The 18,561-nt window shown below is 59.9% G+C and carries 18 protein-coding genes; 7 read left to right on the top strand and 11 right to left on the bottom strand.

Annotated features, from left to right (window positions below; translation table 11 throughout):
- Positions 1-65: 65 nt before the first annotated feature.
- Positions 66-263, bottom strand: a complete 198-nt coding sequence (locus HU765_RS06480; RefSeq protein WP_003228401.1) for a YbdD/YjiX family protein — start codon at positions 261-263, stop codon at positions 66-68.
- A 15-nt stretch (positions 264-278) separates the two neighbouring features.
- The gene (locus tag HU765_RS06485; RefSeq protein ID WP_186546850.1) at positions 279-2,345 is read right to left on the bottom strand and encodes a carbon starvation CstA family protein; all 2,067 of its coding nucleotides are present in this window, start codon (positions 2,343-2,345) and stop codon (positions 279-281) included.
- A 160-nt stretch (positions 2,346-2,505) separates the two neighbouring features.
- Between HU765_RS06485 and HU765_RS06490 the strand changes: the two genes are divergently transcribed.
- Positions 2,506-2,874, top strand: a complete 369-nt coding sequence (locus HU765_RS06490) for a PilZ domain-containing protein (protein ID WP_186546849.1) — start codon at positions 2,506-2,508, stop codon at positions 2,872-2,874.
- A gap of 136 nt (positions 2,875-3,010) precedes the next feature.
- Here HU765_RS06490 and radA read toward each other — a convergent pair whose 3' ends face one another.
- The 3 genes from radA to katB all read right to left on the bottom strand — a co-directional run bounded on the left by radA (position 3,011) and on the right by katB (position 6,564).
- Positions 3,011-4,378, bottom strand: coding sequence for a DNA repair protein RadA (radA, locus tag HU765_RS06495; RefSeq protein WP_003228407.1), 1,368 nt, complete (start codon positions 4,376-4,378; stop codon positions 3,011-3,013).
- 46 nt (positions 4,379-4,424) lie between these two features.
- Positions 4,425-4,961 (bottom strand): ankyrin repeat domain-containing protein, encoded by a 537-nt coding sequence (locus HU765_RS06500; protein WP_186546848.1) that lies wholly within the window; start codon positions 4,959-4,961, stop codon positions 4,425-4,427.
- A 61-nt stretch (positions 4,962-5,022) separates the two neighbouring features.
- Positions 5,023-6,564, bottom strand: a complete 1,542-nt coding sequence (gene katB / locus HU765_RS06505) for a catalase KatB (protein ID WP_186619454.1) — start codon at positions 6,562-6,564, stop codon at positions 5,023-5,025.
- Between the two features lie 285 nt (positions 6,565-6,849).
- Here katB and mscL point away from each other — a divergent pair, with 285 nt between their 5' ends.
- Entirely contained in the window at positions 6,850-7,263 is a 414-nt protein-coding gene (gene mscL, locus HU765_RS06510; RefSeq protein WP_186546846.1) for a large-conductance mechanosensitive channel protein MscL, read from the top strand.
- A 43-nt stretch (positions 7,264-7,306) separates the two neighbouring features.
- Here mscL and HU765_RS06515 read toward each other — a convergent pair whose 3' ends face one another.
- Positions 7,307-8,083, bottom strand: a complete 777-nt coding sequence (locus HU765_RS06515) for a ferredoxin--NADP reductase (RefSeq protein ID WP_186619455.1) — start codon at positions 8,081-8,083, stop codon at positions 7,307-7,309.
- Between the two features lie 297 nt (positions 8,084-8,380).
- Here HU765_RS06515 and HU765_RS06520 point away from each other — a divergent pair, with 297 nt between their 5' ends.
- Both HU765_RS06520 and HU765_RS06525 read left to right on the top strand, forming a co-directional pair.
- On the top strand, positions 8,381-9,094 hold the full coding sequence (locus HU765_RS06520) for an autoinducer binding domain-containing protein (RefSeq protein WP_186619456.1): 714 nt from the start codon (positions 8,381-8,383) through the stop codon (positions 9,092-9,094).
- 176 nt (positions 9,095-9,270) lie between these two features.
- Positions 9,271-10,395 carry a class I SAM-dependent methyltransferase gene (locus HU765_RS06525; protein ID WP_186619457.1) on the top strand — a complete coding sequence of 375 codons (1,125 nt, stop codon included), beginning with the start codon at positions 9,271-9,273 and terminating at the stop codon, positions 10,393-10,395.
- Positions 10,396-10,466: 71 nt separating this feature from the next.
- Here the strand turns inward: HU765_RS06525 and HU765_RS06530 are convergent, their stop codons facing one another.
- From HU765_RS06530 to HU765_RS06540, 3 genes are all read right to left on the bottom strand, one after another.
- Positions 10,467-10,634 (bottom strand): DUF2474 domain-containing protein, encoded by a 168-nt coding sequence (locus HU765_RS06530; protein ID WP_095048725.1) that lies wholly within the window; start codon positions 10,632-10,634, stop codon positions 10,467-10,469.
- A gap of 84 nt (positions 10,635-10,718) precedes the next feature.
- Positions 10,719-11,726, bottom strand: coding sequence for a cytochrome d ubiquinol oxidase subunit II (gene cydB / locus HU765_RS06535; RefSeq protein WP_016773089.1), 1,008 nt, complete (start codon positions 11,724-11,726; stop codon positions 10,719-10,721).
- 3 nt (positions 11,727-11,729) lie between these two features.
- Positions 11,730-13,175 (bottom strand): cytochrome ubiquinol oxidase subunit I, encoded by a 1,446-nt coding sequence (locus HU765_RS06540; RefSeq protein ID WP_186619458.1) that lies wholly within the window; start codon positions 13,173-13,175, stop codon positions 11,730-11,732.
- A gap of 473 nt (positions 13,176-13,648) precedes the next feature.
- Here HU765_RS06540 and HU765_RS06545 point away from each other — a divergent pair, with 473 nt between their 5' ends.
- Positions 13,649-14,884, top strand: coding sequence for an MFS transporter (locus HU765_RS06545; protein ID WP_186546841.1), 1,236 nt, complete (start codon positions 13,649-13,651; stop codon positions 14,882-14,884).
- Between the two features lie 5 nt (positions 14,885-14,889).
- Here the strand turns inward: HU765_RS06545 and HU765_RS06550 are convergent, their stop codons facing one another.
- Positions 14,890-15,441, bottom strand: coding sequence for a DJ-1 family glyoxalase III (locus HU765_RS06550; protein WP_186619459.1), 552 nt, complete (start codon positions 15,439-15,441; stop codon positions 14,890-14,892).
- 66 nt (positions 15,442-15,507) lie between these two features.
- Entirely contained in the window at positions 15,508-15,954 is a 447-nt protein-coding gene (locus HU765_RS06555) for a DUF4879 domain-containing protein (RefSeq protein WP_186619460.1), read from the bottom strand.
- 220 nt (positions 15,955-16,174) lie between these two features.
- Here HU765_RS06555 and HU765_RS06560 point away from each other — a divergent pair, with 220 nt between their 5' ends.
- Both HU765_RS06560 and trmA read left to right on the top strand, forming a co-directional pair.
- Positions 16,175-17,470 carry an NCS2 family permease gene (locus tag HU765_RS06560; protein WP_186546838.1) on the top strand — a complete coding sequence of 432 codons (1,296 nt, stop codon included), beginning with the start codon at positions 16,175-16,177 and terminating at the stop codon, positions 17,468-17,470.
- Positions 17,467-18,546, top strand: a complete 1,080-nt coding sequence (trmA, locus tag HU765_RS06565; protein ID WP_186619461.1) for a tRNA (uridine(54)-C5)-methyltransferase TrmA — start codon at positions 17,467-17,469, stop codon at positions 18,544-18,546. Before HU765_RS06560 ends, trmA begins: the two co-directional genes overlap by 4 nt.
- The last annotated feature ends 15 nt before the right edge of the window (positions 18,547-18,561 follow it).

The following is an 18,561-nucleotide window of genomic DNA, read 5'->3' on the forward strand; positions in this document are numbered from 1 at the left end:
GATCCACCGCCTTCGCGAGCAAGCCCGCTCCCACAGGGGGATTGCATCAACCCAAGGCTGTCAGCTCAACAGCACTTGGGCCCACCCTTGCCACCGTAACGGGCTTCTTGACGTTCGCGAAAGAACATCTCGTAGCTCATCACCGGTTTGTCCGGGTGTTTGGTTTGCATATGCTCGACGTAGGTGTCGTAGTCGGGCATGCCGACCATCAGGCGCGCGGCCTGACCGAGGTATTTACCGAGGCGACTCAGGTCATTGAACATGGTGCAATCCTCTGGTTACGCATCCGGCAGGGCCTGGAATGGCGATTCTTTATCCGTACGCTCTTTTTTGCCCCAGGCGGCGATGCCAACCTTGAGCGCGTAGAACAGGATGCTGAACACCACGAACAGGAACAGCGTCGTGAGCGTTGCGTTGGTATAGGCGTTGAAGATCACGTGCTGCATCTGCTCGACGCTTTTTGCCGGTGCCAGCACCTGACCGTTGGCCAGCGCATCGCTGTATTTCTTCGCCAGGGACAGGAAGCCGATCGCCGGGTTGGCGTCGAACAGTTTGATGAAGCCTGCCGTTGTGGTGCAGATCAGCAGCCAGGTGGCCGGCAGCAGCGTGACCCAAATGTAGCGCTGGCGCTTCATTTTGATCAGGACCACGGTGCCGAGCATCAGCGCAATACCGGCGAGCATCTGGTTGGAGATGCCGAACAATGGCCACAGGGTGTTGATGCCGCCCAGTGGATCGATCACGCCCTGATACAGCAACCAGCCCCACATCGCGACACAACCGGCAGTGGCGATCAGGTTGGCAGTCCAGGATTCGGTACGCTTGAGCGCCGGTACGAAAGAGCCGAGCAGGTCCTGCAGCATGAAACGTCCGGCACGGGTGCCGGCGTCAACAGCGGTGAGGATGAACAGCGCTTCGAACAGGATCGCGAAGTGGTACCAGAACGCCATGGTGTTTTCACCCGGCAGGACACTGTGCAGGATCTGCGCGATACCCACCGCCAGGGTCGGCGCACCACCGGCGCGAGCCAGAATGGTGGTTTCACCGATGTCATTGGCCACCGCTTGCAGCGCATCCGGTGTAATCGCGAAGCCCCAACTGGTAACGACCTGCGCGACCGAAACAACGTCACTGCCGACCACGGCTGCCGGACTGTTCATGGCGAAGTACACGCCTGGCTCGATCACCGAAGCGGCAACCATGGCCATGATCGCCACGAACGACTCCATCAGCATGCCGCCGTAACCGATGTAGCGGGCGTTGGTTTCGTTATCCAGCAGCTTCGGCGTGGTGCCCGACGAGATCAGCGCGTGGAAGCCCGATACCGCACCGCAGGCGATGGTGATGAACAGGAACGGGAACAGACCGCCCTTCCATACCGGGCCGGTGCCGTCGACAAACTGCGTCAGCGCGGGCATTTTCAACTCGGGCATGGTCACCAGAATGCCGATCGCCAGCGCAACAATGGTGCCGATCTTCAGGAACGTGGAGAGGTAGTCACGCGGCGCCAGAATCAGCCAGACCGGCAGCGACGCAGCGACAAAACCGTAACCGACCAGCATCCAGGTAATCTGCACGCCGGTGAAGGTGAACGCCTTTGCCCATACCGGATCGGCGGCAATCTGCCCACCCAGCCAGATCGAACCCAGCAGCAGCAACACGCCGACCACGGAGATCTCGCCGATGCGGCCCGGGCGGATGTAGCGCATGTAAATACCCATGAACATCGCGATCGGAATGGTCGCCATCACGGTGAAGATGCCCCACGGGCTCTCGGCCAACGCCTTGACGACGATCAGCGCCAGCACCGCGAGGATGATGATCATGATCAGGAAGCAGCCGAACAGCGCGATGGTACCGGGAATCCGGCCCATTTCTTCACGCACCATGTCGCCCAGGGAACGGCCGTTGCGTCGGGTCGACATGAACAGGACCATGAAGTCCTGCACCGCGCCCGCCAGCACCACACCGGCAATCAGCCAGAGCGTGCCGGGCAGATAGCCCATCTGCGCTGCCAATACCGGGCCGACCAGTGGCCCCGCGCCAGCGATGGCCGCGAAGTGGTGACCGAAAAGAATGTGTTTGTTGGTCGGCACATAGTCCAGACCATCGTTGTTGAGCACGGCGGGGGTGGCCCGACGCGGATCCAGTTGCATCACATGGTTGGCGATGAACAGGCTGTAGTAACGGTACGCAACCAGATAAATGGCCACGGCAGCGACCACAATCCACAAGGCGTTGATCGCCTCGCCTCGGCGCAATGCCACTACGCCCAGGGCGCACGCTCCTACGATTGCCAGCACTAGCCAGGGTAAGTGGCGTAGCAGGCTATTATTATTTTTCATTTTTTTATTCCAGCCAGGGTGGACAAGAAAGACAGCCACCCCGAGTTTAGCGCTTACGGCGCCAAAGGCCATACCCCGACATTGGTCTATTCGGCCCGCCTGCGCTGGCACGCTTGAACAATGCGGGTCTATAGTCAGCGAACCTTCGGAGGATTGCGCCATGAGCGAGCACCCAGACAATCGTCGCCGCTTTAAACGTATCGAGTTCGATGCCAAAACCGAGCTGAGGCAGGGCGAGTACATCTGGCAGGTGAAGCTGATCGACCTGTCGCTCAAAGGGTTATTGGTCGAGAGACCGGAGCCTTGGCTGGGCGATAAGCAGGAGGATTTTTTTGTCGATATCCAGTTGAGCAAAGACGTCGATATCGAGATGGAAGTGCACCTGACTCACGAAGAGAAAGGCCATCTGGGCTTTGTCTGCAAACATATCAGCCTCGAATCTATCCAGCAGCTGCGACGGTTGATCGAGCTGAATTTGGCGGATGAGGCCGAGCTGGAGCGGGAGTTAGCGGCCCTGATCGAGATCTAGCGGCGCCCCAATCCCAATTTGAAATGAACCCTGTGGTGAGGGGATTTATCCCCGTTGGGGCGCGCAGCGGCCCTGAAAAGCGGGTCTGCTGCGCAGCCCAACGGGGATAAATCCCCTCGCCACAGAGCTTCGGAGTTCACTCAAACAATGCATCGAGGGCTTGTTCGAGGCGCGTCACTGCGATGATCTGCAACCCCGCCGGCGCTTCCTTCGGGGCGTTGCCCTTGGGCACGATGGCGCGCTTGAAACCATGCTTGGCCGCTTCCTTCAAGCGCTCCTGCCCGCTCGGCACCGGGCGCACTTCGCCGGACAAGCCGACTTCGCCAAACACCAGCAAATCATGCGGCAACGGCCGGTTGCGCAAGCTCGACATCACCGCCGCCATCAACGCCAGATCGGACGCGGTTTCCAGCACCTTGACGCCACCGACCACGTTGAGAAACACATCCTGATCGTGGGTCGGAATGCCGCCATGACGGTGCAATACCGCGAGCAGCATCGCCAAACGGTTTTGATCCAGCCCCAGCGTCACCCGCCGTGGATTGGCCAGATGGCTGTCATCGACCAGTGCCTGCACTTCGACCAGCATCGGCCGGGTGCCCTCCCACGTCGCCATGACCACGCTGCCCGGGACTTCCTCCTGGGCGCGGGTGAGAAAAATCGCCGACGGGTTGGAGACTTCTTTCAGGCCTTTGTCGGTCATGCCGAATACGCCCAGTTCGTTGACCGCACCGAAACGGTTTTTCACCGCACGCAACAAGCGCAGCCGGCCATCGGACTCGCCCTCGAAATACAGCACAGTGTCGACCATGTGCTCCAACACGCGGGGACCGGCCAGCGCGCCCTCCTTGGTGACGTGGCCGACGAGGAAAATCGCCGTGCCGCTCTGCTTGGCGTAGCGCACCAGCAGCGCCGCACTCTCACGCACCTGGGACACGCCGCCCGGCGCCGATTGCAGCTGCTCGGTGAAGATCGTCTGGATCGAGTCGATCACCATCACCTTGGGTTTTTCCTGGCGGGCGGTGGCAATGATGGTTTCGATGCAGGTTTCGGTCATCACCCGCAACTGATCCTGGGGCAGCCCGAGACGGCGTGCGCGCATCGCCACTTGTTGCTGGGATTCTTCGCCGGTGACGTACAGCGCCGGCATGCTCTTGGCGAGGTTGCACAAGGTCTGTAGCAGGATGGTCGACTTGCCGATCCCCGGGTCACCGCCGATCAACACCACCGAACCATCGACCAGACCGCCGCCCAGGACACGATCCAGTTCACCGGAAGCGGTGGAAAAACGTGGAATTTCTTCGATGCTGACTTCGGCCAGCGTCTTGATCTGCGCCTGCTGCCCGGCCCAACCAGTGCGCCCGGTGGGTGCCGTGGCGCCGCCGCTTTCGATCATGGTTTCGGTCAGGGTGTTCCAGGCACCGCACTCACCGCACTGGCCGGCCCACTTGGGAAAGGTTGCGCCACACTCGGTGCAACCGTACATGCGCTTGGCCTTGGCCATCTCGATCCCCCGGCAAAAACCGCGATGATAACGCAGCCATCGCCGATCAGCGCGGCGCAGCGCTGCGGATTTCGCCGCTGGCCAGACGTGCGGCGCTGTTGCCCAGCGGATCTTCGGCATTGAGGTCGGCACCTTTGGCTTTCAGCGCGTCAAGCAGCTCCAGGCGCTTGAACAAACCTGCATACATGGCAGCGGTCTGCCCCGCGCCGTTGCGCTGGTCAGGGCTGCAATCGGTGGCCATCAAACGTCGGGCAATCTGCACCTCGCCTTTGAAGATCGCCCCCATCAGCGCCGTGTTGCCGCGCTGATCCTGGGCGCAGGCATCCGCTCCGGCAGCAAGCAAGCGCTCCACCGCTGGCGCCTGACCGTGATAGGCCGCGAGGATCAACGCGGTGTAGCCCTTGCTGTCGCGGGTGTCGAGGGGATAACCGGCCTCGATAAACGTCTCGAGCATCGGTACGTCGCCGCGCCGGGCGGCATCGAACAGATAATCCTGCAACTGCGCCTTGACCGCCTCGGGACTCTGTCCGGCCAGCGCCGACCAGGACAGGCTGCCGAGCAGCAATAACAGATAAATACGCATACGCCGTCTCCTTGAACAGAACGGGGCCCGATTCAGGCCCCGCATGGCATGGCCGCGACAATCAGTCGGTGAGTTTTGCCGCCAGTGCCTTGACCCGGCTCAGGTCGCCCTTGGCCACTTTGGTCACGCCGCTGCCGTATTCCGGATCGGCCTTATAAAGGAAGGACAGGATGATGTGCTTGCTCTCATCATCGGTGGTGGCCAGCGAGCCGCCGAAGCTGTCGATCAGGTCACGACGCTCCTGCTGGCTGAACGAGCGATACAGATCACCGGCCTGCTTGAAGTTCTGCTCGCGCTGGATCTTCGCCTGCTGGGTGCTGCCCGTCAGTGCCAGCTGGCTGTAACGTGCCGTCTCGGTCTCTTCCCGTGGTTGCAGGCGGCTCGGCTGGTAATTGACCCCGGAGCGGCTGGCCCCGAAGTTCATCGCGCCATCCTGATTGCCGTTATTAACTGCAACTTTTGCGGCATTGATCGGCAATTGCAAAGCATTGGCGCCCAAGCGGTACATTTGCGTATCGGCATAAGAGAACACCCGACCTTGCAACAAACGATCTTCTGACGGCTCGATGCCTGGAACAATATTGGCCGGTGCCATCGCCACTTGTTCGGTTTCCTGGAACACATTGGCCGGATTACGGTTCAATACCATTTGTCCAACTTTTCGTTCTGGAACACCCGGCCATATCTTGGTTGCATCCAGCGGATCAAAATCAAACTTGGACAAATCTTGTGGCTTCAATACTTGAACGTACAAGTCCCACTTCGGAAAATCGCCCTTGTTTATATGATTCACCAAGTCGTTGGTCATATGACTGTAGTCCTGACCCTGAACTTTGCTGACTTCTTTCGGCGTGAGGTTATTGATCCCCTGCAAACTCTTCCAGTGGAACTTCACGTAATGCACTTCGCCCTTGGCGTTGATCAACTTATAGGCGTGAACACCGTTACCGTCCATTTGCCGATAACTGGCTGGCGTTCCCGAGTTGGAATACAACTCGGTCAGCGTGCGCGTGGCTTCCGGCACGTGGGAGAAGAAGTCGAATCGACGCGAGTCATCGTCGAGGTTGGTGCGCGGGTCGGGCTTGAACGCATGCACCATGTCCGGAAACTTGATTGCGTCGCGGATGAAGAAGGTCGGGAAGTTGTTGCCGACCAGGTCCCAGTTACCGTCGGCGGTGTAGAACTTGGTGGCAAAACCGCGTGGGTCGCGCAGCGTTTCCGGGGAGTGGTTGCCATGCACCACCGCCGAAAAGCGCACAAACACCGGGGTGCTCTGGCCTGCGGCGAAGACCTTGGCCTTGCTCAGATCGCTCAGGTCGTTGGTCACGGTGAAGGTGCCGTGGGCACCGGTGCCGCGCGCATGCACCACGCGCTCCGGAATGCGTTCACGGTCAAATCGCTGCAGCTTCTGGATCAACTGCACATCCTGCAGCAGCACCGGGCCGTTGGCACCGGCGGTTTGCGAGTTCTGATTGTCGCCGACCGCAGCGCCGTTATCGCGCGTCAGGGGCGCGGCATGCACGGAGAACGTCAACAGGCTGGCGGTGAGTACGCCAAGGGTGCGGCGATGGGGAAAAGCCCCGAGGCCAAGAGTGGGAGTCATATCAGGTTCCTCTGGTTGTTTTGGGCGCATCCAGGTGCGCCAACCAGAGGCTAGAGGGCTGAGCCGGCAAACATAAATAGAAAGTTCGTAAGGTCATGATTGAAAAAAATAGCTACCCGATCAGCCGGTTACGGCGTATTTCGCGCGCGATTAGTGGCACTTTGCAAACTAATCGAAAATTAATGTGTCGATAAAAACGGGCATTGTAAGGAGGTGTTTCGCGCAGGACGCGTTTGGCTGATTTACACTGCTACACCAACCTCATCTGTAACAAGGAAATAACCTATGGGCGTGCTAAGTGAGTTCAAGGCCTTTGCGGTCAAAGGCAATGTGGTCGACATGGCCGTCGGTATCATCATTGGTGCCGCCTTCGGCAAGATTGTTTCGTCGTTTGTCGGTGACGTCATCATGCCGCCAATCGGCCTGCTGATCGGCGGGGTCGACTTCAGTGATTTAGCCATCACGCTCAAGGCTGCCGAGGGTAATGCGCCCGCGGTGATGCTGGCCTACGGCAAGTTCATCCAGAGCGTTCTGGACTTCGTGATCGTGGCTTTCGCGATTTTCATGGGCGTCAAAGCCATCAACCGTCTGAAACGCGAAGAGGCGGTAGCCCCAACGCTGCCGCCGGTGCCGACCAAGGAAGAGGAACTGCTGGGCGAGATTCGCGACCTGCTCAAGGCACAGAACAATCGGCCCTGAACATCGTCACAACCGCTAACGGCACCCGCGAGGTGCCGTTTTTCTACCAGTAATTTTCCACTGCAATCTGTCCGGGCCGACGGGTCAGACTCAGGCTCATGTGGCGCTTTTTCAGCAGCGCACGGGTGTCATCGATCATTTGCGGATTGCCACACAGCATGACCCGCGAATGCTCAGGGCTCAGCTCCACGCCAGCGACCCGCTCCAGCTCGCCGTTTTCGATGAGTGCCGTGATACGCCCGTTCAGCGCCCCCGCCGATGCCTCTCGCGTCACCGTGGGGATGAACTGCAATTTGTGCGCATACTCACTCAGATACTCGCGCTGCTTCAGCCCGGCGATCAACGGCTGATACGCCAGCTCCCGGGCTTCGCGTACGCTGTAGACCAGAATAATGCGCTCAAATTTTTCCCAGACTTCGAAGTCCTGCAAAATCGACAGAAACGGCGCCACCCCGGTACCTGTGGCCAATAACCAAAGGTCCCGACCATCGTTGAAGCGATCCAGGGTCAGGTAGCCGAACGCCTGACGATCCACCAGTAGCGTATCGCCCACCTGCAGCCGAGTCAGCTCACTGGTGAACTCACCGCCCGGCACCACGATGGAGAAAAACTCAAGAAACTCGTCAAATGGCGACGACACCATCGAATACGCCCGCCAGACTATGCTGCCATCAGCCTTGGTCACGCCAAGCCTGGCGAACTGTCCGGCGCGAAAACGAAAACCCGCATCGCGGGTGGTGCGCAGGGTGAACAGGCCCGGTGTCAATGGCTGCACATCGAGCAAGGTCTGAATGGTGTATTTCTCTGCACTGGCGGTCATGGGCGTCTCCTACGAAGATCTGCCTACAGTGTCCCGCAAATTGGCCGGCCTAAACACCGATGATTGGTAATGGCATTCAGTACAGCGCCTGCATCGTTTGTGATTAGCAGTGAATGGACTTTAATCCTGAGCTTAAGATGACAGGTTAAATATTAACGAAAGACTCATAACCTTTAAGCCAAACGGCAGTAGTTTCAATTGCGAAAAAATCCACAGCTACTCGCAGGAAACATCCTACACTCCGTTGCGTGCCGCTTAATGGATCCAAGATGCAACTGTAAAAAATGGAGAGTAGGTATGGAAACGTGGAAAGAATCGCAGCTGAAACTACTGTCTTATGCCAAGGGAATAGATGCCGCTTACCCGATCCTGCAGAGATTCGCCGAAAACCTCGGTTTCGACTATTGCGCAATTTCGGTCACTTCGCCCCGTCGGGAAGTACTTCTGGACACCTTGCGAATCAACAACTACCCCAAAGAGTGGAACTTGCAATATGACAAACAGAATTTTAAATGTATCGACCCAATAGTAGCTCATTGCAATCATTCAACGCTGCCCATCGTCTGGGAGCAGTCGGCTTTTTCCGGCACGCCTGAACTTTGGCAGGCATTGCAGCAACATGGCTTGCAGCATGGCTGGTCACAGGCCTTTCATCACGAAGAAAGCGGGTTGTGCAGCGTCATCAGCCTGGCCCGACACAGCTGTCCGATCAGTGCACTTGAGCTGTATGAACACTTCGGCTACATCTTTTACGCCGCCAGCCACGTCAGTGAGCTGTTTATGCGGTCGATGCCAAAATGTCCCGCCAGGCCCTGCCATCCACGCCTGTCGCCCAGGGAGCTGGAGGTCTTGCAACTGTCAGCCGTCGGCAAGACTGCCTACGAGATCGCAAAGATCCTCAACCTGAGCGAGCGTACGGTGAATTATCACGTGAAGAACCTGATGGACAAGCTCGACGCCTGCAACAAGATTTCCGCAGTCCTCAAGGCTGCCAAAGCCGGCTTCCTCTGATCCCCTGCGCCTGGCATCGAAATAAAAACTTGCGGGTATTTACCAGGAAAAAAAAGTAACATTTACGCCCTCTCCGAGTGATGACGCACACCGCTTGCATCGCAGTCCACTCGGCCAGGTTGCGCCGCGCCACAGCCTGGCTGCGCGAACCCGCCGATTATCAGAGTCCCCGCCCCATGCCTTTGCTCGATACGCCCTTCGCCCAGCTCGATTTGATCCGCCAACCCGAACAGCAGAACGAACCGCTGCAGGCGTTCGATGCGGCCGATGAATACTTGCTCAACTATCTGGCGGCGCAGCAACCGCCGGCCAGCATGCGGGTTCTGGTGCTCAACGACAGCTTCGGCGCGTTGGCGGCAAGCCTGCTGGGCAAGGTCGACGTCAGCAGCAGTGGCGATTCGTACCTGGGTTTTCTGGGGCTGGAAAAGAACCTGCAGCGCAACGGTCACGCGTTTGATGCAATCCGCCCGATTCCTGCCAGCGAGCCCTTGGTCGGGCCGTTCGACCGCGTGCTGATCCGCGTTCCGAAAACCCTGGCGCTGCTCGAAGAACAATTGATCCGCCTGCATGGCCAACTGGCCCTCGGCGCTGAAGTGATCGCGGCGGCCATGGTCAAACACCTGCCACGTGCGGCCGGCGATCTGCTGGAGCGCTATATCGGACCGGTACAAGCCTCACTGGCGGTGAAAAAGGCCCGTCTGCTGATCGCGACACCCGAAGCCAAGGCACCGGCCGTTTCGCCCTACCCTTCTACCTATCGGCTCGACGAACCGGCAATCGAACTGCGCAATCATGCCAACGTGTTTTGCCGGGACGGCCTGGACATCGGCACGCGGGCCTTTCTCGCGCATTTGCCGAAAAACCTTGGCGGCGCTCGCGTGGCCGACCTCGGCTGCGGCAACGGGGTACTGGCAATCGTCAGCGCGCTGGACAATCCTCAGGCGCACTACACGCTGGTCGACGAATCGTTCATGGCCGTGCAATCGGCCGCAGAAAACTGGCGGGCCGTGCTGGGTGATCGCGAAATGATCGTGCGGGCTGACGATGGTCTGGCCGGGCAAGCACCGCAATCGCTGGACGTGGTGTTGTGCAATCCGCCTTTTCATCAACAGCAAGTGGTTGGCGACTTCCTCGCCTGGCGCATGTTCCAGCAGGCGCGTGAGGCGCTGGTGGTGGGCGGTGCGCTGTACATCGTCGGCAACCGTCACCTGGGTTATCACAGCAAACTGGCGCGCCTGTTCCGCGGTGTCGAACAAGTCGCAGCCACGCCCAAATTCGTCATTCTCAAAGCGCGCAAGTAACTCACGGACAAAAAAAACCCTCCGCAAGGAGGGTTGCAAAGCCGTTCCCGAAGGCGCCGGGACGGGGTGTTTCAGTGCGTGGTCAAGCCGGCCGCGTTCATGAACAGGCGCATCAGGCTGGCGGCGATAAACAGCACGCCCACACTGCCGACCCAGATCAGCGCCAACCAGCCGAGCCGCTGCCACAGCGGTTTTTTTTCGGCTTCTTCAATGTCGTGCAGGGAATGTTTGCCGGTCATTGCATCGTTCTCCGTTAAGCAGAGGCGTCACTGAGGACGCCTTCGCGAGCAGGCTCGCTCCCACAAGGGAAGCCCAGCAGCAGACTAGTGATAACCGTCTTCATGGGTGACCTTGCCGCGGAACACGTAATAGCTCCAGAAGGTGTAACCCAGGATGAACGGGATGATGAACAGCGTGCCAACCAGCATGAAGCCCTGACTTTGCGGCGGTGCGGCAGCGTCCCAGATCGAGATCGACGGCGGCACGATGTTCGGCCACAGGCTGATGCCCAGGCCGCTGTAGCCGAGAAAGATCAGTACCAGCGTCAGCAGGAATGGTGTGTAGTTGGCATTGCGTGCCACAGCCCGGATCAGACCGTACAGGGTCACCAGCACCAGAATCGGCACCGGCATGAACCAGAACAGGTTCGGCATGCTGAACCAGCGTGAGGCGATTTCCGGGTGCGACAGGGGCGTCCACAGGCTGACGATGCCGATCACCGCCAACAGCACGAATGCCAGTGGCCGCGCCAGATCATGCATTTGCTCTTGCAGCTTGCCTTCGGTCTTCATGATCAGCCAGGTGCAACCGAGCAAGGCGTAGGCCACCACCAGCGCAGCGCCGCAGAACAGCGTAAACGGTGTCAGCCAGTCCAGCGAACCACCGGCGAACTGCCGATTGACCACGGGCAAACCGTCGATGAATGCACCGAGCGCCACGCCTTGAAAGAAGGTCGCCGCGATCGAGCCGCCGATGAATGCCTTGTCCCACAGATGGCGTTTTTCATCTTTGGCCTTGAAGCGAAACTCAAAAGCCACGCCGCGGAAGATCAGGCCCATCAGCATGAAGATCAGCGGCAGGTACAGCGCCGACAGCACCACCGAATAGGCCAGCGGAAACGCCCCGAACAACGCAGCGCCGCCCAGCACCAGCCAGGTTTCGTTGCCGTCCCAGACCGGGGCGACGGTGTTCATCATCACGTCGCGGTCGGTCTTGCCGGGGACGAACGGGAAGAGAATGCCGATGCCCAGGTCGAAGCCGTCCATGACCACGTACATCATGATGCCGAAGATGATGATCACGGCCCAGATCAGCGGAAGATCAATACCCATGAGTCAAATCTCCTTGGTCAAGCGAGTGTTGTCTTCGTGTTCGCCGTCGCCCGGATCGTCGGCCGCAGACAATGGACGCGCCGGTGTACGTTTCTGGCCCGGACCACCGTCCGGCGTATCGCTGCCTTCGCTGATCTTCGGCCCCTTGCGCACCAGGCGCATCATGTAACCCAGGCCCGCGCCGAACAGGGCGAAATACACCACGACGAACATGATCAGGGTGATGCTCATCTGCATGAAGCTGTGATTGGACGAGGCATCCGCCGTGCGCATCAAGCCGTAGACCACCCACGGCTGACGGCCGATTTCGGTGGTGAACCAACCGGCAAGTATCGCAATCAGGCCGGACGGCCCCATCCACAACGCCAGGTGCAGGAACGGACGCGAGGTGTAGAGCGCGTCACGCTTGCGCAGCCACAGGCTCCACAGTCCAGTGAAAATCATCAGGAAGCCAAGGCCGACCATGATCCGGAATGACCAGAACACGATGGTCGAATTCGGCCGGTCTTTGGGCGGGAATTCCTTGAGCGCCGGTACTTGTTTGTCCAGCGAGTGGGTGAGGATCAGGCTGCCGAGGTAGGGAATCTCCACGGCAAATTTGGTGCGCTCTTCTTTCATGTCCGGCCAGCCGAACAGAATCAGCGGCGTGGCTTCGTCGCCAACGTTTTCCCAGTGGCCTTCGATCGCAGCGATTTTCGCCGGCTGGTGTTTGAGCGTGTTGAGGCCATGGAAGTCGCCAATGACCGCTTGAATCGGCGCGACGATCAGCGCCATCCACATCGCCATCGACAACATGGTGCGAATCGCCGGGTTGTCCCGGCCGCGCAGCAGGTGCCAGGCCGCTGAAGAGCCGACAAAGAACGCCGTCGCGATGAACGCGGCGGTGGCCATGTGCATCAAGCGATAAGGGAATGAAGGGTTGAAGATAATGGCCAGCCAGTCGGTCGGAATGACCTGGCCGTTGACGATTTCAAAGCCCTGCGGCGTCTGCATCCAGCTGTTGGACGCCAGAATCCAGAACGTCGAAATCAGCGTGCCCACGGCCACCATCACCGTCGAGAAGAAGTGCAGGCCGCGCCCGACCTTGTTCCAGCCGAACAGCATCACCCCGAGGAAACCGGCTTCGAGGAAAAACGCCGTGAGCACCTCATAGGTCAGCAACGGTCCGGTGACCGCCCCGGCAAAATCCGAGAAGCGGCTCCAGTTGGTGCCGAACTGGTACGCCATGACCAGACCGGAGACCACGCCCATGCCGAAATTGACGGCAAAGATCTTCGACCAGAAATGGTAGAGGTCACGGTAGGTGTCGTTGCGGGTCTTCAGCCACAGGCCTTCGAGCACCGCCAGGTAACTGGCCAGGCCGATGGTGATCGCCGGGAACAGGATGTGGAACGAGATGGTAAACGCGAACTGAATTCGGGCGAGATCGAGAGCCTCTAAACCGAACATATGGCTTCCTCTGTCAGGTAGTACGGGTGGCGGACCCGGAGGCCTGCACCACTGCCCCCACGGATATGGAGTGCGGCGAATTCGGATTCGTTCTTTTTTTACAACCATCGCAACGCAGGGAGTCTGGCCAACTGGCCGTCAGATCAATTGCGCGAGCGGTCTTGATCTGGATCAAGCAACGTTAAAAGAGTAGTCCCATTTTCGCCGATGAACTGCGTGGTCGTTTGCCGCGTGACAAGTTGTCTCATTGCTTCAGTGGTGAGGGGATTTATCCCCGATCGGCTGCGCAGCAATCGTCGCTTCGAGATTTGGGGGCCGCTGCGCGACCCAACGGGGATGAATCCCCTCGCCACAGGGTCGATTGTCATCAGGAAGAGATCGGTGTCGGGCTAAGTGAATTTCCGCCCAGTAGCAACTTCCTGTTACAGACTGGTGATAATCTCGCCGTTCCTTCGCCCAAGACCTGCCTTCAGATGCCCACTCAAGCGCCGCTGCTGTTACGTCATCACCGCCCCTTCCTGGCTTTCTGGCTGGCGCGGATTTTCACCGCCAGCGGCTTTCAGATGCTCACTGTGGCGATTGGCTGGAATCTCTACCAACTGACCGGCAACGTGCTGGATCTGGGCCTGGTCGGTCTGGTCGAGTTCGCTCCACGGGTGCTGTTCATGCTGCACACCGGGCACGTCGCCGATCGCTACGACCGGCGCAAGGTCGCTGCACTCTGTCAGTCATTGCAGGCCATGATTGCCCTGGCACTGGCCATTGGCAGTGCGACCGATCACGTCACGCGCGAGTTGATCTTCATTCTCGCGTTTCTGCTCGGTGCGGCGCGATCGTTCGAGATGCCAACGACCCAGGCGTTGCTCCCAAGCATCGTTCCCAGCGCCCTGTTCCCGCGTGCCGTCGCGGCCGCACAATCGGCGCAGCAGTCGGCAACCATCGTTGCTCCGGCCCTTGGCGGTTTGCTCTACGCGTTCGGCAGCGTCTGGGTCTACGGCCCGACCGTGCTGCTGTATGTGATTGCCTGCGCGCTGATGCTCAACCTGCCGGCCCGCCAGACGCCGCTGAACAAAGGCAAAGCCACCCTCGACTCGTTGCTGGCGGGAATTCGCTTTATCCGCAGCCGCCCGGACATTCTCGGGGCGATCTCGCTGGACCTGTTTGCGGTATTGCTGGGCGGGGCGACGGCGTTGCTGCCGGTGTTCGCCAAGGACATTCTGCTGACCGGCCCGTGGGGCCTGGGCCTGTTGCGCTCGGCGCCAGCGGTGGGCGCGTTGCTGATGTCACTGTTTCTGGCGCGCTTCGCGGTGGAGCGCAATGTTGGCCGGGTGATGTTCACTGCCGTCGGCATATTCGGTGTCGCTACCATAGCGTTCGGCCTGTCGACATCATTCTGGTTCTCATTGGCGGTGCTAGTGGTCCTCGGCGCTGCGGATATGATCAGCATGGTCATCCGTGCCTCGTTCGTGCAGCTGGAAACCCCGGACGAAATGCGCGGCCGGGTCAGCGCGGTGAACGGCCTGTTCATCGGCGCTTCGAACCAACTGGGCGAATTCGAATCCGGCCTCACCGCTCACTGGTTCGGCACGGTGCCGGCGGTGGTCATGGGCGGGATCGGCACGCTGGTGGTGACGGGAACGTGGATCAAACTGTTCCCGACCCTGGCGAATCGGGACCGGATGCATGTGCCGGTGGAAGAGAAGGTCTGAGGTTTTCAGGCCATCAACTCCCCCGCCACCTTCCCCCGCAACGCCTTGCCACCAAGTTGCTCAACCAGGGTCAAGGCAAACGCCAGCGCCCCGCCCGAGCCTTGGGCGGTGATGCAGTTGCCATCGACCACCACTGGTTGATCAACAAATGTACAGCCCGATAATTGATGGCTGGCGCCGGGCAAGCAGGTCATGCGCCGCTGGCGCAGCACGCCTGCTGCTTGCAGGGCGGTGGCCGGGGCTTCGCCGATGGCGGCGAACAGTCGTCCGGCGCTGGCTTGGTCCTTGAGCAGTTGTTGAAGCGGCTGATGCGCCGCCAAATGTTGTGAACCGACGGCACCGCCGGGCAACGCGATCAGGTCGAAGGTTTGCGCCAGCACATCGACCAGCATGCCGTCGGCGGTCAGGCGTGTACCGCGGGCGCAGGTGAGCATGCGTCGGCCTTCGATGCTGGCGGCAACGACTTCGATGCCGGCGCGGCGCAGCACGTCGATCAGGGTCACGCTTTGCAGATCGTCTATGCCCTCGGCGAGGGTAACCAGTGCTCTAAAAGTCATGGGCGCTTTCCGCTGGGTGATACCTGAAGCGTAGTCAGCTTCACCCGGATCGCGCAGCGTCAGCCGTTACTTGATGTAAAGCTGGGTCGACAGGGTGTTGCGCGGCGCATTGATCGAGGTATTGCTGAAGGAAAACGTGCCTTCCTGCTTGCCGGCCAGATCGAAGGTATAAAGAGAACCGACGGTTTTGCTGCCAGGGCTGCACTCGGTCAGATTGCCGTTATCGAAGGCACACACCGGCGCTCGGGTGCCGTTGACTTCGAAACCATCCAGGGCGACCCGTGGCTGGTTCTGCCCATAGCCGATTTCCAGCACATAAACCTTGATGTTCGGCCCGTTGTGATTGCATTGAGTTTGCGGCTGGTTATCGGCAATGTCTTCCAGACCACAGGCCGGCGATTGCACTTTGATCACCTTCACTTCGCTCAACGGCGGCGCAGACGCCGCGAACGCCGGGACTGCCGCGAGCAGTGCTGCAACCAATCCAGAAACTGTCATCCCGCCGTTGCGCATGCCTGCCCACTCCGAAAAATCAGCGCGCAGTATGGCGCAGTTATTTGCTGCGTAAAACTTCGCCGACGATCGACGCCAACATCCGCCAAATTCCTCACGCTGCTGGTATGATGCGCGGCTTTTTCCGGCCCACTACAATTTTCCAGGCGCTTGCGACGGTCTGTGCTTTGCTGTTGAGGTCGATACATTTACGGCGCCACGCGCGCCACGGGGAGCAGACATGCTGGAAAGGCTGTTTCAACTCAAGGCACACAACACCAACGTGCGCACCGAGATTCTCGCGGGCGTCACGACGTTCCTGGCCATGGCCTACATTCTGTTCGTCAACCCGAGCATCCTCGGCGAGACCGGCATGGACAAGGGTGCGGTGTTCGTCGCCACCTGTCTGGCGGCCGCCATCGGCTCGACGATCATGGGCCTGATCGCCAACTACCCGATCGCCCTTGCGCCCGGCATGGGCTTGAACGCCTTCTTCACCTACACCGTGGTGCTGCACATGGGCCACACCTGGCAAGTGGCGCTGGGTGCGGTCTTCATCTCGGCGGTGTGTTTCTTCCTGCTGTCGATCTTCCGCATCCGTGAGTGGATCATCAACAGCATCCCGCTGCCGCTGCGCTCGGCGATTGCCGCCGGTATCGGCTTGTTCCTGGCGCTGATCGCTTTGCACAACGCCGGCATCGTGGTCAGCAACCCGGCCACCATGGTCGGCCTCGGCGACCTGAAACAGCCGGCGCCGATTCTTGCCACCCTCGGCTTTGCCCTGATCGTCGCCCTCGAAGCATTGAAAGTGCGCGGCGCAGTGCTGATCGGCATTCTGGCGGTGACCATCGTGTCCATTGCCATGGGCTTCACCCCGTTCGGTGGCGTGACCTCGATGCCACCGTCGCTGGCGCCGACCTTCATGCAACTGGACATCAAAGGCGCGCTCGACATCGGTCTGGTCAGCGTGATCTTCGCCTTCCTGTTCGTTGATCTGTTCGACAACTCCGGCACCCTGATCGGCGTCGCCAAGCGCGCCGGCCTGATGGGCAAGGACGGCCACATGCCGAAAATGGGCCGTGCGCTGATCGCCGACAGTACCGCCGCCATGGCCGGTTCGCTGCTGGGCACCTCGACCACCACCAGTTACATCGAATCGGCAGCGGGCGTGAGTGCCGGCGGCCGTACCGGTTTGACCGCCATTGTCGTCGCGATGCTGTTTCTGCTGGCGCTGTTCTTCTCGCCATTGGCAGCCAGCGTTCCGGCTTTCGCCACGGCGCCGGCGCTGCTGTTCGTCGCCGTGTTGATGACGTCGGGTCTGGCAGAAATAGACTGGGAAGACATCACCGTCGCCGCGCCGGTCGTTGTGACCGCGCTGGCCATGCCGTTCACTTATTCGATCGCCAACGGTATCGCCTTCGGCTTCATCGCCTGGACCGTGATCAAACTGCTCGCCGGGCGCGCCCGTGAGCTGAACCCGGCGCTGGTGATTCTGTCGATTCTGTTCGTGATCAAGCTGGGTTGGTTCAACGCATGACATTCGATTCTCAAGCCTACGCCGAACAACTCGCCGCCAAGGTCACGCGCCTGCGTGACTTGCTGGCACCGTTCGCCGCACCCGAGCCGACCGTGTTCGACTCGCCGTTGCAGAACTTTCGTCTGCGGGCCGAGTTCCGCCTGTGGCGCGAAGGCGGCGAGCGTCACTATGCGATGTTCTCTCAGGACGATAAGCGCACACCGATCCTGATCGAGCAATTCCCGATCGCCAGCCTGCGTATCAACCAGTTGATGCCGCAACTGAAGGCGGCGTGGCAGGCCAGTTCGGCGCTGAGCCACAAGCTGTTTCAGGTGGAGTTTCTGACCACGCTGGCCGGCGATGCGATGATCACGCTGTGCTATCACCGTCCGCTGGACGAGCACTGGCACACCGCGGCGAAGCAACTCGCCGCGGACCTTGGCGTCAGCATCATTGGACGCTCCAAAGGCAAGCGCGAGGTGATTGGTCAGGATTATGTGGTCGAACGGCTCGAGGTCGGCGGGCGCACCTTCAGTTATCGCCAACCGGAAGGCGCATTCACCCAGCCCAACGGCACGGTAAACCAGAAGATGCTGAACTGGGCGTACGAAGCTTTGGGCGATCGCACTGACGATCTGCTGGAGTTGTACTGCGGCAACGGCAACTTCACCCTGCCACTCGCCACCCGTGTACGCAAAGTGCTCGCTACCGAAATCAGCAAGACCTCGGTCAATGCCGCCTTGAGCAACCTCAGCGAAAACGCTGTGGATAACGTCACCCTGGTGCGCTTGTCCGCCGAAGAACTGACCGAAGCGCTCAACGAAGTGCGCCCGTTCCGGCGCCTGCACGGCATTGATCTGAAGAGCTACGAATTCGGCAGCGTCTTCGTCGACCCGCCACGCGCCGGCATGGACCCGGACACCTGCGAGCTGACCCGCCGCTTCGACAACATTCTGTACATTTCCTGCAACCCGGAAACCCTGGCGGCAAACATCGCCCAGCTTCACGACACCCACCGCATCACCCGCTGCGCGCTGTTCGACCAGTTCCCGTGGACCCACCACATGGAATCGGGTGTGCTGCTGACCCGGCGTTGATCGCGGGTAGTTGTA

This window comes from Pseudomonas sp. SWRI81, assembly GCF_014268545.1.
Classification (GTDB): Bacteria; Pseudomonadota; Gammaproteobacteria; order Pseudomonadales; family Pseudomonadaceae; genus Aquipseudomonas; species Aquipseudomonas hamedanensis.

Coding starts and splice junctions, on each gene's coding strand:
- HU765_RS06480 (WP_003228401.1), bottom strand. CDS start 263: ATGTTCAATGACCTGAGTCGCCTCGGTAAATACCTCGGTCAGGCCGCG.
- HU765_RS06485 (WP_186546850.1), bottom strand. CDS start 2,345: ATGAAAAATAATAATAGCCTGCTACGCCACTTACCCTGGCTAGTGCTG.
- HU765_RS06490 (WP_186546849.1), top strand. CDS start 2,506: ATGAGCGAGCACCCAGACAATCGTCGCCGCTTTAAACGTATCGAGTTC.
- radA (WP_003228407.1), bottom strand. CDS start 4,378: ATGGCCAAGGCCAAGCGCATGTACGGTTGCACCGAGTGTGGCGCAACC.
- HU765_RS06500 (WP_186546848.1), bottom strand. CDS start 4,961: ATGCGTATTTATCTGTTATTGCTGCTCGGCAGCCTGTCCTGGTCGGCG.
- katB (WP_186619454.1), bottom strand. CDS start 6,564: ATGACTCCCACTCTTGGCCTCGGGGCTTTTCCCCATCGCCGCACCCTT.
- mscL (WP_186546846.1), top strand. CDS start 6,850: ATGGGCGTGCTAAGTGAGTTCAAGGCCTTTGCGGTCAAAGGCAATGTG.
- HU765_RS06515 (WP_186619455.1), bottom strand. CDS start 8,083: ATGACCGCCAGTGCAGAGAAATACACCATTCAGACCTTGCTCGATGTG.
- HU765_RS06520 (WP_186619456.1), top strand. CDS start 8,381: ATGGAAACGTGGAAAGAATCGCAGCTGAAACTACTGTCTTATGCCAAG.
- HU765_RS06525 (WP_186619457.1), top strand. CDS start 9,271: ATGCCTTTGCTCGATACGCCCTTCGCCCAGCTCGATTTGATCCGCCAA.
- HU765_RS06530 (WP_095048725.1), bottom strand. CDS start 10,634: ATGACCGGCAAACATTCCCTGCACGACATTGAAGAAGCCGAAAAAAAA.
- cydB (WP_016773089.1), bottom strand. CDS start 11,726: ATGGGTATTGATCTTCCGCTGATCTGGGCCGTGATCATCATCTTCGGC.
- HU765_RS06540 (WP_186619458.1), bottom strand. CDS start 13,175: ATGTTCGGTTTAGAGGCTCTCGATCTCGCCCGAATTCAGTTCGCGTTT.
- HU765_RS06545 (WP_186546841.1), top strand. CDS start 13,649: ATGCCCACTCAAGCGCCGCTGCTGTTACGTCATCACCGCCCCTTCCTG.
- HU765_RS06550 (WP_186619459.1), bottom strand. CDS start 15,441: ATGACTTTTAGAGCACTGGTTACCCTCGCCGAGGGCATAGACGATCTG.
- HU765_RS06555 (WP_186619460.1), bottom strand. CDS start 15,954: ATGCGCAACGGCGGGATGACAGTTTCTGGATTGGTTGCAGCACTGCTC.
- HU765_RS06560 (WP_186546838.1), top strand. CDS start 16,175: ATGCTGGAAAGGCTGTTTCAACTCAAGGCACACAACACCAACGTGCGC.
- trmA (WP_186619461.1), top strand. CDS start 17,467: ATGACATTCGATTCTCAAGCCTACGCCGAACAACTCGCCGCCAAGGTC.